The organism is Henriciella mobilis (assembly GCF_003576315.1).
Classification (GTDB): domain Bacteria; phylum Pseudomonadota; class Alphaproteobacteria; order Caulobacterales; family Hyphomonadaceae; genus Henriciella; species Henriciella mobilis.
On sequence record NZ_QWFZ01000033.1, the window covers coordinates 159726 to 175766 of the forward strand.

At 63.2% G+C, this 16041-nt stretch carries 14 protein-coding genes and 1 tRNA gene; 11 read left to right on the forward strand and 4 right to left on the reverse strand.

Annotated elements, in window-relative coordinates; all coding sequences use genetic code 11:
• Positions 1-113 precede the first annotated feature (113 nt).
• Together ssb and D1227_RS15485 are read left to right on the forward strand one after the other, a co-directional pair.
• On the forward strand, positions 114-602 hold the full coding sequence (ssb, locus tag D1227_RS15480) for a single-stranded DNA-binding protein (RefSeq protein ID WP_119405423.1): 489 nt from the start codon (positions 114-116) through the stop codon (positions 600-602).
• A gap of 20 nt (positions 603-622) precedes the next feature.
• On the forward strand, positions 623-1357 hold the full coding sequence (locus D1227_RS15485; protein WP_119405279.1) for a nucleoside/nucleotide kinase family protein: 735 nt from the start codon (positions 623-625) through the stop codon (positions 1355-1357).
• Here D1227_RS15485 and D1227_RS15490 read toward each other — a convergent pair.
• Entirely contained in the window at positions 1354-1980 is a 627-nt protein-coding gene (locus D1227_RS15490; RefSeq protein WP_119405280.1) for a YitT family protein, read from the reverse strand. The genes D1227_RS15485 and D1227_RS15490 overlap by 4 nt on opposite strands.
• 32 nt (positions 1981-2012) lie before the next feature.
• Complete coding sequence (locus tag D1227_RS15495) at positions 2013-3029, reverse strand: Kelch repeat-containing protein (RefSeq protein WP_233350127.1); 1017 nt, start codon at positions 3027-3029, stop codon at positions 2013-2015.
• Positions 3030-3190: 161 nt separating this feature from the next.
• Here D1227_RS15495 and D1227_RS15500 point away from each other — a divergent pair, with 161 nt between their 5' ends.
• The 5 genes from D1227_RS15500 to queA all read left to right on the forward strand — a co-directional run bounded on the left by D1227_RS15500 (position 3191) and on the right by queA (position 9874).
• Complete coding sequence (locus D1227_RS15500) at positions 3191-4426, forward strand: acyl-CoA dehydrogenase family protein (protein ID WP_119405281.1); 1236 nt, start codon at positions 3191-3193, stop codon at positions 4424-4426.
• Between the two features lie 150 nt (positions 4427-4576).
• Positions 4577-7351: a DNA gyrase subunit A gene (gene gyrA / locus D1227_RS15505; protein WP_199288335.1), complete on the forward strand. Its 2775-nt coding sequence runs from the start codon at positions 4577-4579 to the stop codon at positions 7349-7351.
• Positions 7352-7400: 49 nt separating this feature from the next.
• Positions 7401-7895 carry a pantetheine-phosphate adenylyltransferase gene (gene coaD / locus D1227_RS15510; protein ID WP_119376945.1) on the forward strand — a complete coding sequence of 165 codons (495 nt, stop codon included), beginning with the start codon at positions 7401-7403 and terminating at the stop codon, positions 7893-7895.
• Positions 7896-7897: 2 nt separating this feature from the next.
• Positions 7898-8809, forward strand: coding sequence for a peptidylprolyl isomerase (locus D1227_RS15515; RefSeq protein ID WP_119405283.1), 912 nt, complete (start codon positions 7898-7900; stop codon positions 8807-8809).
• 12 nt (positions 8810-8821) lie between these two features.
• Entirely contained in the window at positions 8822-9874 is a 1053-nt protein-coding gene (gene queA / locus D1227_RS15520; RefSeq protein ID WP_119405284.1) for a tRNA preQ1(34) S-adenosylmethionine ribosyltransferase-isomerase QueA, read from the forward strand.
• Here queA and D1227_RS15525 read toward each other — a convergent pair whose 3' ends face one another.
• Positions 9875-10462, reverse strand: coding sequence for a nucleotidyltransferase family protein (locus tag D1227_RS15525; protein WP_119405425.1), 588 nt, complete (start codon positions 10460-10462; stop codon positions 9875-9877).
• 64 nt (positions 10463-10526) lie between these two features.
• Between D1227_RS15525 and tgt the strand changes: the two genes are divergently transcribed.
• Positions 10527-11663, forward strand: coding sequence for a tRNA guanosine(34) transglycosylase Tgt (gene tgt / locus D1227_RS15530; RefSeq protein ID WP_119405285.1), 1137 nt, complete (start codon positions 10527-10529; stop codon positions 11661-11663).
• Here tgt and D1227_RS15535 read toward each other — a convergent pair.
• Positions 11617-12408, reverse strand: a complete 792-nt coding sequence (locus D1227_RS15535; protein ID WP_119405286.1) for a hypothetical protein — start codon at positions 12406-12408, stop codon at positions 11617-11619. The genes tgt and D1227_RS15535 overlap by 47 nt on opposite strands.
• A gap of 113 nt (positions 12409-12521) precedes the next feature.
• On the opposite strand from D1227_RS15535, the gene D1227_RS15540 reads away from it, so the two are divergent.
• From D1227_RS15540 to D1227_RS15550, 3 genes are all read left to right on the forward strand, one after another.
• Positions 12522-12597: transfer RNA gene (locus D1227_RS15540), tRNA-Lys, on the forward strand.
• A gap of 241 nt (positions 12598-12838) precedes the next feature.
• A complete protein-coding gene (locus D1227_RS15545; protein WP_119405287.1) occupies positions 12839-14908 on the forward strand; it encodes a hypothetical protein in 2070 nt (689 codons plus the stop codon).
• A 195-nt stretch (positions 14909-15103) separates the two neighbouring features.
• Positions 15104-16033, forward strand: coding sequence for an NAD-dependent epimerase/dehydratase family protein (locus D1227_RS15550; protein WP_119405288.1), 930 nt, complete (start codon positions 15104-15106; stop codon positions 16031-16033).
• Positions 16034-16041: the final 8 nt, after the last annotated feature.

Here is a 16041-nt window from a genome sequence, read left to right on the forward strand (position 1 = left end):
GACAGTGGTTTGGGCGCAGGATTGTGGAAATATGGGGTGCGAGGGCGACACGCGCCAAGACACGTATTACACCCAAGCCTTACGATTCGAATGCGAAATGAATGGAGCGCGACATGGCAGGCTCGGTGAACAAGGTCATCCTCATCGGTAATCTGGGCGCCGACCCGGAAGTGCGGCAGTTCCAGAATGGCGGGCAGGTCTGCAATCTGCGTATTGCGACGTCCGAAACCTGGAAAGACAAGAATACCGGCGAGCGCCGTGAGAAGACCGAATGGCACAATGTCGCGATTTTCTCCGAGGGGCTCGTGCGCATTGCCCAGCAGTATCTCAAGAAGGGCTCCAAGGTTTATCTCGAGGGCAAGCTGCAGACCCGCAAATGGCAGGACCAGAACGGCCAGGACCGCTATACGACGGAAGTCGTCCTGCAAGGCTTTGATGGCACGCTGACCATGCTCGACAGCCCCGGTGGCGGTCAGGGCGGCGGCGGTGGCGGCCGCATGGGTGGCGGCGGCTATGGCGGTGGCAGCTCCGGCGGCCCGCGTGAACTCGATGGCCCGCCGCAGGACTTCAACCAGGATTTCGACGACGAAATCCCGTTTTAGGGCGAGGCTGATCAGGCACGATGGCGGGACACCCAGCCGCTCCGGGAACCGATGTCATAGCCGGGCGCCTTGCCGGAATGGCCAGCCCTGGTTCGGTGCTCGTCATCGGGCTGACCGGTTCGGTTGCATCGGGCAAGACGACGCTGGCCGGGCATGTCGCCCGACACCTGTCTTCAGCCGGCCACACGTCCGAGACCGTTTCGACCGATGGTTTCCTGTTTCCGAATTCGGTGCTTGAGGCGCGCGAGCTGACCAACCGCAAGGGCTTTCCCGAGACCTATGACCGCGCCGCGATGGCGGCTGCGATCCGGGCCGTTCGCTCAGGCCCGGCCCGGTTTCCGGGCTACAGCCATGAGACGTTCGACATCGATCCGGCGCTCGCGCGCGAGATTACCCGGCCGGATGTGCTGATCCTCGAGGGGCTCGGCCTGCCGGTGCCGGGCGGCCGGGAACGGGGCGCGGGCGAGCCGGACCTGCTAGTCTATCTCGATGCCGACATTGTCGACCTCGAAGCCTGGTATGTCGAGCGCTTCGTGCGCTTCTGGGAAGCGGCCGAGCATGATCCGACGTCGTTCTATGCCCGCTTCCGGCACATGACGCTGGACGAGTTGAAAGTCTTTGCCCTGAAGGTCTGGAACGACATCAACCGGCCCAATCTCGACAACCACATCCTGCCGATGCGGGACCATGCCGACATCGTCGTGAAGAAGGACCCCGGCCACGCCGTGCGGATCGTGGAGGACCGGCGGGCCTAGCTCATCCCGCGATAGCGGCCGGGCTTGTGATTGATGGCGACGGTCAGGTTCAGCACGAAGGCGCCGATGATCGACAGGGCGACCAGTTTCAGCGGTAGCATGAACAGCGCCACGATGAGGATGACAAGGTCGACGATCAGCTGGAAGAGCCCGGCGCGGATGATCCCCTTGTCCTGCAGGAATTGCGAGAGGATGGTGACCCCGCCAATCCCGGCCCGGTGACGCAGCAGCACGACCAGACCGACACCCATCATCGCCGCGCCCATGACGGCTGCAAAGCTCGGCGCAAGGAATGAAAAGTCGGCCCAGAGCGGGATCAGCCGCGTCAGCGCAGAGATCAGCGCGATGCAGGCAAAGGTCCTGAGCGTGAAGCCCCAGCCCATGCGCATGATGGACAGAATGTAGAAGGGCAGGTTCAGAACGAAGAAGACCGGGCCAAAGCTCAGCCGCGTCCCGAATTCCACGAGCAGGCTGGTGCCCGCCACGCCGCCCGTGATGAGCATCGCCTCGCTATAAAGCGTGACACCGAAGGAGAGCAGCAAGGTGCCAAGCAGGATCGCCTGCAGGTCCTCGTACCATTTGTGCTGCTGCAGCGGGGCTGAATTGTCTGTGGTGTCTGCCATGGACGGGGCTTTCGCCCGCACCCGTCAGAAGGTCAAGGGCGGTAGATCTCCACGGCTGCGCTTGTCTGGCTGCCGCCGCGCTGGCGCGCACCGCCGATAAGATAGATGTCGTTTCCGACCGTCACGCCGCCGAGGCCATGGCGCGGCTTGGGCATGTCGGCAATCGCCCGCCAGCGGTCCTCGATCGTGTCGTACTCCCAGGCCTCGCGGTAGACCCCGCCGCCATTGTTGAAGAATTCCCCGCCAAAGGCGTAGAGCCGATCGCCCATGACGCCAGCGGCCAGCCCGCCCTGCGCCTTCGGCATCGGCGCCATGCGCTCCCAGCGGTCCGACCAGTGATCATAGACCTCATGTACGGGGGTGTTGCCGCCTGAGACGGTCCGTCCGCCGACCACATGCAGGCGGCCATCGGCGACAACGCCCGCAGCGCTGTTGCGCGGGGTTGGCAGTGGGGCGGCATCGCTCCAGGCGGTGCCGTCGAACACCCAGTGTGCGCCGGTATCGGTATGGTCGTTCCAGTCGAGATTGCGCGTCCCCGACGGCTGGCGCCCGCCGACGACATGAAGGTTTCGGCCCAGAACGCCGGTCACGCTCTCGCCGTTCGGCGCGGGCATTTCGGGACCGGCCACCCAGCCCTCATCTTCGCCGGCAAGCCGCCAGACATCCCGCTTCATCTGCCAGGCGCCGGCCTGGTGCGATTCAAAGCCGCCAATGCAGTAGAGGCTGCCGGAAAAGCTGACGAGCTGGGGATGGTGGCGCGCAACGGGAAGGGGTGTTCCGGCCTGCCAGGCGCCGCTCGCGACATCGAGAACATGGTGCGCAGCGGTTGGTCCCGTAATCCGGCCGCCTGAGGCCACGAAGCCGCCCGCGACATGGATCCGGCCGTCATGCAGGCAGGGATAGATTTCCTGCACTGGAATGGGGAGCGACGGCCCGTCGCGCCAGCCCGGCCGCTCATTCGCCATGGCACGTGGAGCCAGCGAGGCGATGCCCGCCATTGCACCGGCCTGCAGAAGCCTGCGCCGGTTCCATGAAGACTGCTCGCTCATGCCGATTCCTCCACGCTGTCCGACTCGACCTTAGCGGCGGCGCGCGGCCAGAGGCAATTCGAAGCTACACTCCCGCTTTCCTCCGTGACCTCGCGGCAGGCGTGTGCAGCCGTGAAGATCGCCGCTAGGCTGCCTCGAAAGACAAACAAGGGAGGCCAGCTGTGGCGATTGATTTCACGATACCCGAAGAGGCGAAGAAGGTCCGCGAGCGCGTGCGCCAATGGGTGCAGGATGAGTGCATCCCGGCAGAGAAACGGCTGACGGATGGCGAGGACTACAAGACCGTCCTCAATGAGCTGCGCGGCAAAGCGCGAAAGCAGGGCCTCTGGCTGCCCTTCATCCCGGAGGAGCATGGCGGCATGGGGCTTGGGCCGCTCGCCAATGCGCTGGTCCAGATGGAGCTTGGCCAGAGCCATCTCGGCGCGCTGTCGATGAACTCGCAGGGCCCGGACGATGCCACCATGCTGACGCTGCTCGCGCACGGCACCGACTACCAGAAGGAAAAGTTCCTGAAGCCGATCCTGAATGGCGAGAAGCGCGTCTGTTACTCCATGACGGAAAAGGCTGCCGGCGCCGATGCGACCGGCATGCAGACCCGCGCGGAGAAGGACGGCAATAGCCACTACGTGCTGAATGGCGAGAAGTGGTATTCGTCTGCGGCGTCGGTCGCCGACATCGCCGTCGTCATGGCCAAGACCAATCCGGAAGCGCCGCGCCACGAACAGTTCTCGACCTTCATCGTCGAACTGCCCGACCCGGGCTACAACATCGTCCGCGATATCCCGACCATGGCCGTCCATGGCCCGCTCTACGAAATCATGGGTGGTGGCCATGCCGAGGTGAAGATCGAAAACCTCCGCGTGCCGCAGGAGAACCTGCTGGGCGGGGAGGGCAAGGGCTTCGCCATGGGCCAGCACCGGCTTGCCTATGGGCGCCTGCGCCACGGCATGCACAATGTCGCCATGGCCCAGCGCGCGCTGGATCTCGCCACAGAGCGCGTCACCAGCCGGTCGACCTTCGGCAAGGGCCTCGAAGACCGCCAGGGCGTCCAGTTCATGCTGGCCGAATGCGCCAGCCAGCTCTACATCGCGCGCCTCATGCTGATGCACATCGCCTACAAGGCGGAGAATGGCATGGACCTGCGCCAGGAAAACGGCATCGCCAAGGTGTTCCTCGCCAACATGGTCCACAAGGTGGTCGACACTGCAATCCAGCTGCACGGGGCGCTTGGTTACAGCCTCGATACGCCGCTCGCGGCCTGGTACACCCATATCCGTTCCCAGCGCCTGGTAGACGGGCCGGACGAGGTCCACAAATGGATCACCGGCAAGAATGTCATCCGCGCCTTCAAGAAGGACGGAACGACCGCAGCCGCAGCCGGCGGGGACCTTCTCTAGCGGTTGGGCGACGTCGCCTGTGGAAAGGCCTGCCAGCGCTGCTGAAAGGTGGCGCCGAGGGTGGTCTCTGTGGCTGCCGCCTGCTAGGCTGAAAGCCAGATTCGGCGGGCGATTCGACGCCTGCGTAGGATAGCAGAAGGCAGGTCTTCCGTGAGCGACGAAAACACTCCGCCAGAAGAGCCCGAGAATCCGCAGCCGCCGCACGAGGACGGCATCGATCCGGTCGATATCGAGGATGAGCTCAAACGTTCCTATCTCGACTATGCGATGAGCGTGATCGTCAGCCGCGCGCTGCCCGATGTGCGCGACGGCCTGAAGCCCGTTCACCGCCGGATTCTCTATGCAATGCATGTCGGCGGAAACACGCCTGACAAGCCTTACAAGAAGTCGGCCAATATTGTCGGTGCCGTGATGGGTAACTTCCACCCGCACGGCGACAGCGCGATCTATGACGCGCTTGTGCGGATGGCGCAGCCCTTCTCCATGGGCCTCACCATGGTGGACGGGCAGGGCAATTTCGGCTCCATCGACAACGACCCGCCGGCGGCCATGCGTTACACCGAATCGCGCATGACGAAGGCGGCGCAGTACCTGCTCGCCGATATCGACAAGGATACGGTGCCCTTCCAGGACACCTATGACGGCTCGCAGCAGGAACCGATGGTCCTGCCGGCGCAGTTCCCGAACCTGCTTGTGAATGGCGGCGGCGGCATCGCGGTCGGCATGGCGACCAATATCCCGCCCCACAATCTCGGCGAAGTGGTCGATGCGACGCTCGCCATGATCGACGATCCGGCCATCGATGACGAGGCGCTGCTGGAAATCGTGCCGGGGCCGGACTTTCCGACCGGCGGCCTGATCCTTGGCTATGCCGGCTCGCGCAAGGCGCTGCTGGAGGGCCGCGGCTCTGTCCTGATGCGCTCGCGCACGGAGATCGAAGAGGTGCGCTCCGGGCGCCAGGCGATCATCGTCAGCGAGATTCCCTACCAGGTGAACAAGGCGGCGATGGTGCAGAAGATTGCCGAACTGGTCCGCGACAAGCGGATCGAGGGCATTGCCGACCTGCGCGACGAATCCGACCGTCACGGCATCCGCGTCGTGATCGAGGTGAAGAAGGATGCGAGCGTCGATGTGGTGCTGAACCAGCTCTACCGCTTCTCGCCGCTGCAGAGCTCCTTCCCGGTCAACATGCTGGCGCTGAATGGCGGCCGGCCGGAACAGCTGAACCTGCGGGCCGTGCTGCAGGCCTTCATCCAGTTCCGCGAGGAAGTCGTTGCCCGGCGCACCAAGTTCGAGCTGAACAAGGCCCGCGACCGGGCCCACGTCCTGGTCGGTCTCGCGCTGGCCGTGGCCAATATCGACGAGGTCATCCGCATCATCCGCCATGCGCCGGATCCGAATGCGGCCCGTGAGCAGTTGCTGGCGAAAGCCTGGCCGATCATGGATATGGGCCCGCTGCTCGACCTCATTGCCGACCGGCGGACCCGCCGGGGCGATGGCGATACCATCTACCTTTCCGACGAGCAGGCCCGCTCCATCCTTGCCCTGCAGCTCTCGCGCCTGACCGGCCTTGGCCGTGACGAGATCGGCAATGAGGCGAAGGGCCTGTCGGAAAAGATTGCCGACTATCTCGACATCCTGCGCTCGCGTCCGCGTATCCTCGACATCATCCGCGCCGAGCTGAGCGAGGTGAAGGAAAAGTTCGCCGTGCCGCGCCGCTCGGAGTTCACCTTCGCCGATGCGGACATGGACGATGAGGACCTGATCGAGCGCGAGGACATGGTCGTCACGGTGACCCATGGCGGCTATGTGAAGCGTGTCCCGCTCTCGACCTACCGTACCCAGCATCGCGGCGGGAAAGGGCGCTCCGGCGTCTCGATGAAGGACGAGGATTTCGTCACCCGTCTCTTCACCGCCAATACCCATACCGAGATCCTGTTCTTCAGCTCCGAAGGCATGGTCTACAAGGAGAAGGTCTGGCGCCTGCCGGTCGGCTCGCCGCAATCGCGCGGCAAGGCGCTGGTCAATATCTTCCCGCTGGCCAAGGATGAGCGCATCACCTCGGTCATGCCGCTGCCGGACGATGAGGAGAGCCGCAACGAGCTCGACGTCATGTTCGCGACGCGCTCGGGCACGGTCCGCCGCAACAAGCTGAGCGACTTCATCCGCGTCAATCGCAACGGCAAGATCGCGATGAAGCTGGATGAGGGCGACGGCATCGTTTCGGTGAAGATCTGTACCGAAGACAATGACATCATGCTGACCACAGCGCTCGGCAAGTGTATCCGCTTCAAGGTCGATGATGTGCGCGTCTTTGCGGGCCGCAATTCCACGGGCGTTCGCGGCATCCGGCTCGAAAAAGGCGATGAGGTGATCGCCATGGGCGTGATGCACCATGTCGAAGTGACCTCCGCCGAGGCGCGCGCCTATCTCAAGCATGCCGCCGCCATGCGGCGCGCGGCGAGTGGCGAGGACGATATCGACGAAGGCGATATTGCCGCCGACGATGAGGCCGACGAGAGCGGTGAGGAAGAAGCCGCGCTCAGCACTGAGCGGATTGCCGAACTGGGCGCTCGTGAGGAGTTCATCCTCTCGATCACCGATGACGGCATGGGCAAACGCTCTTCCAGCTACGACTACCGGGTCACCGGCCGTGGCGGCAAAGGCCTCGTCGCGCACAATATCTGGGGCCGCGACAAGAAGAAGGGGCCGGTCAAGAAGATCGCCCAGTCCTTCACGGTCGACGATAATGACCAGGTCATGCTCGTCACCAATGGCGGCCAGCTCATCCGCACCGGGGTCGACCAAATCCGCATTGCCGGACGGGCAACTTCGGGCGTCTGGGTGCTGCGCACCAATGAGGGCGAGCGTGTTGTCTCTGTTGCACGTCTTGTAGAAGACAGCGAAGACGATACAGAAGAGTAGCAGGCCGTCCTGGCCTGCTATTCAGTGCACGGGGCAGGGAGGAACCTCAATGGAACGCGTCGGACTTTACCCCGGAACCTTCGATCCGATCACGATGGGGCACCTCGATATTATCGGCCGGGCCCTCAAGCTGGTCGACAAGCTGATCATCGGGGTTGCCGTCAACGAAGCCAAGAAGCCGCTTTTCTCGCTGGAGGAACGGGTCTCGATTGTCGAACAGGACACCGCCGACCTGCCTAATCCGCGCAATGTCACGATCGAGGTCAGGCCCTTCGACAACCTGCTGATGCACTTTGCCGAAACCTGCAATGTGAACGTCATTGTCCGCGGGCTGCGCGCCGTGTCGGACTTTGAATACGAGTTCCAGATGACCGCGATGAACGAGCAGCTGAATCGCGAGATTGAAACCGTCTTCCTGATGGCGGATGTTCAGCATCAGGCTGTCGCGTCTCGCCTGGTCAAGGAGATCGCGAAGTTCGGGGGCGATATCACCTCCTTCGTCACGCCGCGCGTGAGGGAGAGGCTTCTGGAGAAGTACAAGTGACGATGACACGCCTGTTTTCCGTATCCCTGGCCTGTAGCGCCCTGCTGGCCGCCGCTGCCTGCGCCGAAGAGAGCGACGGCACCGCGAATGCCGAACCCTCCAGCGCGAGCGCGCCGGAGTGGACCATGGAAGACGTGAACGCGGCCCCCGATGAGTGGCGCCAGGTCGATGCAGACAACATGCTGATCTTCGAGACCAGCAAGGGCCGCATCATCATCGAGATGCTGCCGGACGTGGCGCCGAACCATGTCGAACAGTTCCGCACCATCGCTGAATCCGGTGATTTTGACGGCACCAGCTTCCATCGCGTGATCGATGACTTCATGGCCCAGGGCGGCGATATCTTTGCACTGAAGGGCCGCGAGTCCGGCCTGCCGGACCTGAAAGGCGAGTTCACCTTCCGCCGCAATCCGCAGGAGATGAAGATCAACCCGGTTGGCCCCGAGGGCGGCGCGACGCAGGGCCTCTACAAGGGTTTCCCGATCGCCACCCAGAGCGCCTATCTCGCCGAGATGACGAAGGATGGCAGCGTCGACAGCTGGGTGCCCCATTGCCCCGGTATCGTGTCGACCGCGCGCACCGACGATCCGAACTCCGCCAACAGCCAGTTCTTCCTGATGCGTTACCAGGCCGAGCACCTCGACAAGGGCTACACCGCCTGGGGCCGCGTGATTGACGGGTTTGATGTCGTGCGCGCCATCAAGATCGGGCCGGAACCGAATGGCACGCCGATCGAGGATCCGGACATTCTTGAAGAGGCCTATATGGCCTCCGAACTGCCTGAGGATGAGCGCCCGGTGGCCTATGTCCAGAGCACGGATATCCAGGTCTGGACCGACCGGCTGGCCGCGGCGGCTCAGCTGAAGAACGACATTTGCGACATCCCGCGCGTGCCTGCCGTCATCGACGAATAGGCGCTGCCTGCCTTGGACCTGTCGGCTTACGCATTCGATCTCCCCGAAGCGCTGATCGCGCTGCGGCCGGCTGAGCCGCAGGATGCTGCGCGCCTGCTGGTCGTGCATGGCGATGGCCGGCTTGAGGATGCCGGCGTGCGGGACCTGCCGCGCTATCTCGCGGCCGGCGACACGCTGGTCTTCAACGATACGCGCGTCATCCCGGCAGCCCTGAAGGGCACTCGCCTTGCACGCGATTCATCGGGGTCGAATATCGCCGTTGACGCGAATCTCGTCGAACGCATGGGGCCGTCCGAATGGCGCGCCCTGGCGCGGCCCGGCAAACGCCTCAAGCCGGGTGACCGGATCATCTTCGGAGAGGGCTTCGAGGCCAAGGTCACCGGCAAGGCGGAGACCGGCGAAATCACGCTTGATTTCAACGTGGAAGGCGAGGCGCTGGACCTCGCGCTAGATGCCTTCGGGGCGATGCCGCTGCCGCCTTACATTGCGCGCCGACGGGCGGCCGATGGCAAGGACCGGGAGACCTACCAGACGAGCTTTGCCGGGGAGGATGCCCAGTCGGTCGCCGCGCCCACGGCCGGCCTGCACTTCACCCCGCGCCTGCGCGAGGAACTGGCGGCGGCCGGCATTTTGAACGAGACGGTGCGCCTTCATGTCGGCCTCGGCACCTTCTCGCCGCTCAAGGAAAGCCAGCTGGAAAGTGGCAGGCTGCATGAGGAATGGCGGCGCGTCAGCCCGGAAGTAGCCGCACGGCTGAATGCGGTCCGTGAGGGGGGCAAGCGTATCGTCCCGGTCGGCACCACGGCGCTGCGTACGCTGGAAAGCTCGGTCGAGGGCGGGCGTATCGTGCCGACGGTGGGGCCGACGGACATCTTCCTGAAGCCCGGCGACAGGCTTCAGGCGACCGATGCGCTGGTCACCAATTTCCACCTGCCGGAAAGCTCGCTCTTCATGCTGGTCTGCGCCCTGATGGGGACGGATGTGATGCAGGCGGCCTATGCGCATGCGATCAAGCAAGAATACCGGTTCTATTCCTATGGCGATGCCTGCCTGCTTCTGCCCTGATCAGCCGTCTTTCTGGATGGTCAGCCAGGGCCAACGCGCCTTGTAACTCTCGGCCTTTTTCAGGAAGAGCGGATCCTTCGCCGTTTTCGGGTTGGGGCGCAGGATACCGTTCCAGAGGTCCTGCAGGCCGTCCGGCGCGTGAATGTCTGCGGTGTCGACATTGATGCCGATGCAGGTGCAGGCGACAAGGAAGCCTTCAATCCCGTCCTGCGACGAGGTGAGGGGCGCGATGGGGCGCCCGAATTTCTGCTCATACCAGAGATGGACCCGCGCCTGGTTGCGGATTTCAATCGTCGCATCGAGGTCAGAGAAGTGTCGCGCGGCGCGCTGGATGACCTCGTCCTCGGCTTCCCAGGACACGTCGGAGGCGTCGAAATAGAAGATGTCGAAATCGCTGATGCCCCAGCCGGGCGGATTGCCGGACCTGTGGTTCCAGACGGGCTGGAACAGGCAGCCAGCCGCCAGGTAGCAATGCGGCAGGCCGAGCGCCGGCAGCCGCTCCAGCAGGGCCACATTGGTTGGCACGGCGCGGACATGGCGGAGAAAGCCGGCCTCATCGAGCAATTCGGGTGCCCTCCTGTCCGTCATGGACGTCATGCCAGCCGCGATTGAAGGCTTGCCAGCCCCCTACGGTTGAGCCACATGCCCTCGCATGGCGACTTTCCCATTCGAGATCAAGGCCCGCGAGGGCGCTGCGCGGACCGGTGTGCTGAAGACAGTGCGCGGCGAAATCCGCACGCCAGCCTTCATGCCGGTCGGCACCGCCGGGACGGTCAAGGCGCTCTATATGGATCAGGTCAAGCAGGCCGGCGCGGACATCATCCTCGGCAATACCTATCACCTGATGCTGCGCCCCGGCGCCGAGCGGGTAAAGCGCCTCGGCGGCCTGCACGCCTTCTCCGGCTGGTCCGGCCCGATGCTGACCGACAGTGGCGGCTTCCAGGTCTGGTCGCTGTCGCAGCTCAGGAAGATGGACAAGGAGGGCGTGACTTTCCGCAGCCATATTGACGGCTCCGAGCATCGCCTGACGCCCGCGCGCAGCATCGAGATCCAGGCCGACTTGCTCGGCGCGGACATTTCCATGCAGCTCGATGAGTGCACCGATTTCCCATGCAGTCATGAAGAGGCACTGCGCTCGCTCGAACTGTCGCTCGACTGGGGCGGCAAGAGCCTTGAGGCTTTCGGTCAGCGCGAGGGCCAGACCCTGTTCGGCATCATCCAGGGCTCGAACTTCGAAGATTTGCGCGAGCGATCCGCGAAGGGGGTCGTATCACAGGGCTTTGGCGGCATCGCGCTTGGCGGCCTGGCGGTGGGCGAAGGCCATGACCAGATGTGCCGGACCATCGACATGACGGTACCGCACCTGCCGGATGACAAGCCGCGCTATGTGATGGGGGTCGGCAAGCCGATCGACCTTGTCGAAAGCGTCGCGCGCGGCATCGACATGTTCGACTGCGTCCTGCCGACGCGGGCCGGCCGCCATGGTCAGGCCTGGACCTGGGACGGCCCCATCAACCTCAAGAATGCGCAATTCGCCGAAGACACATCCCCCATTGATGCGGCGGTCGACTGCCCGGCAAGCCAGGACTATTCGCGCGCCTACCTGCATCACCTCGTCAAGGCTGGCGAGTACCTCGCGCCGATGATCCTCTCCTGGCACAACACCGCCTTCTTCCAGGCGCTGATGGCGGAGATCCGTCTGGCGATTTCAGAGAACCGGTTCGAGGCGCTGCGCGCCCATCTCAGCCATCGCTGGGCGGCGACGAAGTCCCGTCCGAAGCAGGACTAGCCTCTTCCTCATCGGCCGGGCTTTCCGACCATTTGTCATCCGGCCATTCTTCGGGCCAGTCATAGGTCTCTTCGAGGCTCATGCCCGTATTCGGGGTGACCGGCGCAGACGCATCGGCGCTGGCCGGCCGGTATTGCGGCGGGGTGGTATCGACGAAGTCGACAGGCGGCGGGGCCGGCTCGACGGGGAGCGCTTCGTCTGAAGGTTCGCGATAGGGAGCGGCGAGGCCTTCACAGCCTTTCATGAAGCCCAGCGCCTTCAGGTAGGTGCGCCGGTGGCTGCCGCGTTTCTCGGCCTGGCTGACTTTCTTCTGGTAGGCCTTGGCCCCGCTGAGGCGGCGCACCCAGCTGCGATAGGGAATGATGGCGCCCGCTTCGTCGGCAATGATGTCGAGGACTTCCTCGGAGGCCTCATCGGCGGCGTAGTCGGAGACGGTCGGATCGGCTTCATGCCGGGGCAGGGCATCCCAGTCCGGGCCGAGCACCTCGTTCAGCGCGGCGACCTGCTGCTCTATCTCCGGACAGGAGATATCGGCGGGAATGTCATACGGGTTCTCGATTTCCTGCAGGATGGCGGGAATCGGTTCGCGTTGAAGGTTGAGATCGCGCAGCGGCGTCATGGCGGCCGTCGTGGCGCCCGAGCGCGTTTCGCTGACGGCGCGATTGGCCGCAGCGCCCGTTTCGTGGCTCGCGCAGGCCGCAAGAAGTGCGGCGCAGGATATCGTAAACGCTACAACTGCCTTCATGGTAAATATTTGAGCGCATCAAGCGGGCGAAATAAAGGCGCCACATGACCTGCAATTCGCCGTCAAAGCTGCGTTGACCTCCACGGCGCACCCGGCTAGGTAACCGGCTCGGCGCGCCCATAGCTCAGTTGGTAGAGCAACTGACTTTTAATCAGTAGGTCACAGGTTCGAATCCTGTTGGGCGTACCATTTACTGCAGGCTGGAGACGGCGAGCATGTCTCTGCCATCCACCTTGTAGCCTCAATTCCCTGCCGGTTGGATAGATGCGTTCAGCGCTCATCCGCTTGAGCGTCTGGCTTTGCGATTCGGCGGGCCTGACGGATTGCGCGTGCGCGGCCTGTACACTAGGACTAGCCGCACATGTTTCAGCGCCGTTCGCGGCGGGACCGATGAGCATTTTCCCAGCAGATCGCAAGTGAGGACACGACGGTGACAACCGAAACGATGCGAACGGAACAGGCCTCGTCCTGGATGGATAAGGCGCTGTATTGTCTGCTTTTCTTGCTGATCATCGCGCCGGTCTTTTTCGTGCTTCCGCTCGGTGCGGACCTTGTGCCCATCTCAGACCGGGCGGCCAATTCGATCCTGATCGACCAGGCCAAGTCGGACGTGGTCTGGCACGGCAATTATTCGCGCGTCGGCTTCGTTCATCCCGGCCCGTTCTTCATCTATGTGATGACTTTTGGAGAGGTTGTCTTTCACGATCTTCTCAAGATCACGTCGGCGCCGGTCGCCCAGAACATCGGCGCCGCGATTTACGCTTCTGTGTTTTTCATCCTCTCGGTCCGGACGCTGCGAAGCGCAAACCGCGAGCACATGGTAGCGGCGATCGTTGCGGTCTGTGTCTCGATTGCCTGCCTGCACATGACGCTGGACGTCGTTTCCACCGTCTGGCCGCCAAACCTTTACGTGCCAGCAGCTTTCCTGCTGGGGGTCAGCGCCTGGGCCGTGCTCAACGGATCCGGCTTTGCGCTGATCGGCTTCTGCCTTGCGGGCGGGGCGCTCGTGCATGGGCATGCGAGCAATCTGGCGCTCGTCCCGCTTATAGCCGTGCTGGTCGCGCTGCGCCTGGGTTTCAAGTTCGCCCGTAAAACGCCGTTCACCTTCGAGCTGAAACGGTCACACCTTGTCTGGTGCGCGGTGATCTTCACGGCGTTCGTCTTTCCGTTTGCCGTGCACAATCTCACCGTCACACCGCCGGAAATCATGCGGTATGCGGAATTCTCGGACCGCGAGAGCAATTCGCTGGCCGAAGGCCTTTATTACACGGCCCAGTACTGGAAAACCGGCTGGGCGCTCTTGATCCCGGTGCTGGCGGTGATCGCCGCCGTCGTCCTTGCTTTGCGCCAGCGCGCGGGGCAGCCAGATCACGCCGCCGCAACGGCCGATGCGCCCGAGACCGGGACGGCCGGAACGGGGCGGCGCCAGGGTTTCAGCACGTTGATCGATGCCTTCTGGGTCCTTGCTGCCTTCACCCTCGCACTCGCCTATTACGCCACCGCGAAGATCGACAACCTGCACGAATACTACATCGGCTACTGGTATTACGGCGCGATTGCGTCGGGGCTAGCGGTTCTGGTTTTCATCGTGCTCCGCGCGATCCCGGTCAGCCATCTGCTTTTCAGGGGGGCACTGCTTCTCGGTGCGGTCTCGATCTATCTCGGCACGTTTTCCACGGGCGATACGAACCGGATCCGTGAGGTGACCCACGATCCTGGCATCGCGCCGGCCATGCTGGAAGCGACAGCCGGGCCGAAAGCGGTGCTCATCCCGCTGGAACTGCGCTTCTGGCAGGAGGGGGCGATGATCGTGAACCTCTACGACCGCTCCAATGCCGGGGATATCTGCCTGATGCGGGATGAATGGCACGTCCTGTACGGACGCCGGAACATCTGCTCGGCGCAGGATATCGAAACGGCATTCGAGAATGGCGACGTGTTCTTCCTTGCCCGCAATGACAGCGGCGTCACGCCGACATTCGACTATCTCCGCAATCCGCTCAATCTGATCGCATCCTATCAGACAACCGGGGTCTACAAGGCCGGGCGGGAGGATTACGTCCTCTCGGGACGGTTCACGCCGGAAAGGATCGAGGACACGATGCTGCTGGATGTCCTGGCGATCGACGGGTTTTCGACGGTCGGTTCAGATGGCGTCTGGATGGACAGTGAGCATGCCGAACTGCTGCTCCCATTCGACGAGCTTGACGTTGGCGACAAGGTCGTCCTGGACTTCGCGGCCTTCCTGCCAAACGATTCCTATACGCGCAGGCTGGTGGGCCGCATCGGTGGTGAAGATGTCTTCTCGCACACCTTCAGATTCGGCCAGATCTACGCGTCCGTCGAAATCGAGGTGACGCCGGACCGCCAGCTGCCGCGCACAAGCGTCCTGTCGCTTGAAGCAGACGGGACACTGTCGCCCGGCCAGTTCGGCAGCGACGATCATCGCTATCTCGCGGTCACGCTTCTGTCGATTACGAAGGTGCCTGCAGGCCAGTGAGTTCTGGCGTCATGCGGAGCGGGCGGACAGGGGAGCGTGAGCGGCCGCCGATTGGGCGATGAGGCGCGAAATGCGGGCCAGCTGTTTTCCATGACGCCGATGGACAAGCCGCGCCCTTGACACGTCATCAGGCAACAGGTTTGGACAGCATCTCGCAGCCGCCGGTTTCACCATCAGATTGTTAGGACGCTCGACGTGCCGAAAGTGTTTGTTTCTGGAGCTGCAGGCCTGGTTGGGCAGAACCTCATTCCGTCCTTGAAGCAGTCTGCTGATCTCGAAATCATCGCGGCCGACAAGCATCCTGCCAATACGCGTATCCTTCGAGACCTGCATGCCGACATCACGGTCATCGAAGCCGATCTCGCAAAGCCAGGTGCCTGGCAGGATGAGCTCGCCAGGTGTGACCTCGCCGTCCTTCTGCATGCCCAGATTGGCGGGCTTGAGGAGCGGGAGTTCACCGAGAACAACATAACGGCCACCGAGCTCTGCCTGAAATCGATCGAGGAGGGTGCCGTCTCCTATTTCGTGCATGCTTCGTCTTCAGTCGTGAACTCGATGGCGGACGACTTCTACACACGAAGCAAGACGGCGCAGGAAAAGCTCGTCGATGCCTCGCCGGTCCCGCATGTGGTGCTCCGGCCAACCCTGATGTTCGGATGGTTCGACAGGAAGCATCTGGGCTGGCTGCGCCGCTTCATGGAAGACAAGCCGGTCTTTCCGATACCGGGCAATGGCAAATATCTGCGCCAGCCGCTTTATGCCGGTGATTTCTCCGCGATCATCGAGTCCTGCCTGTCGAGCAGGATCGAGGGCACCTACAATATTTCCGGGCGCCAGAAGATCGACTACATCGATCTCATCCGGGCGATCCGGAACACTGTCGGGGCGAAGACGCCGATCGTCAAAATTCCCTATCACCTGTTCTGGGCGCTGTTGAAAACCTACGCCATTTTTGACAGGAACCCGCCTTTCACGACCAGCCAGCTGAAGGCGCTGGTGACACCGGACGTGTTCGAGGTTATCGACTGGCCAGGCATCTTCGGTATCCAGGAAACGCCCCTGCAGCAGGCGCTTGAGCAAGCCTTCCTGCATCCTGAATACAGCCACGTGACACTCGAATTCTAGGCCTAGTC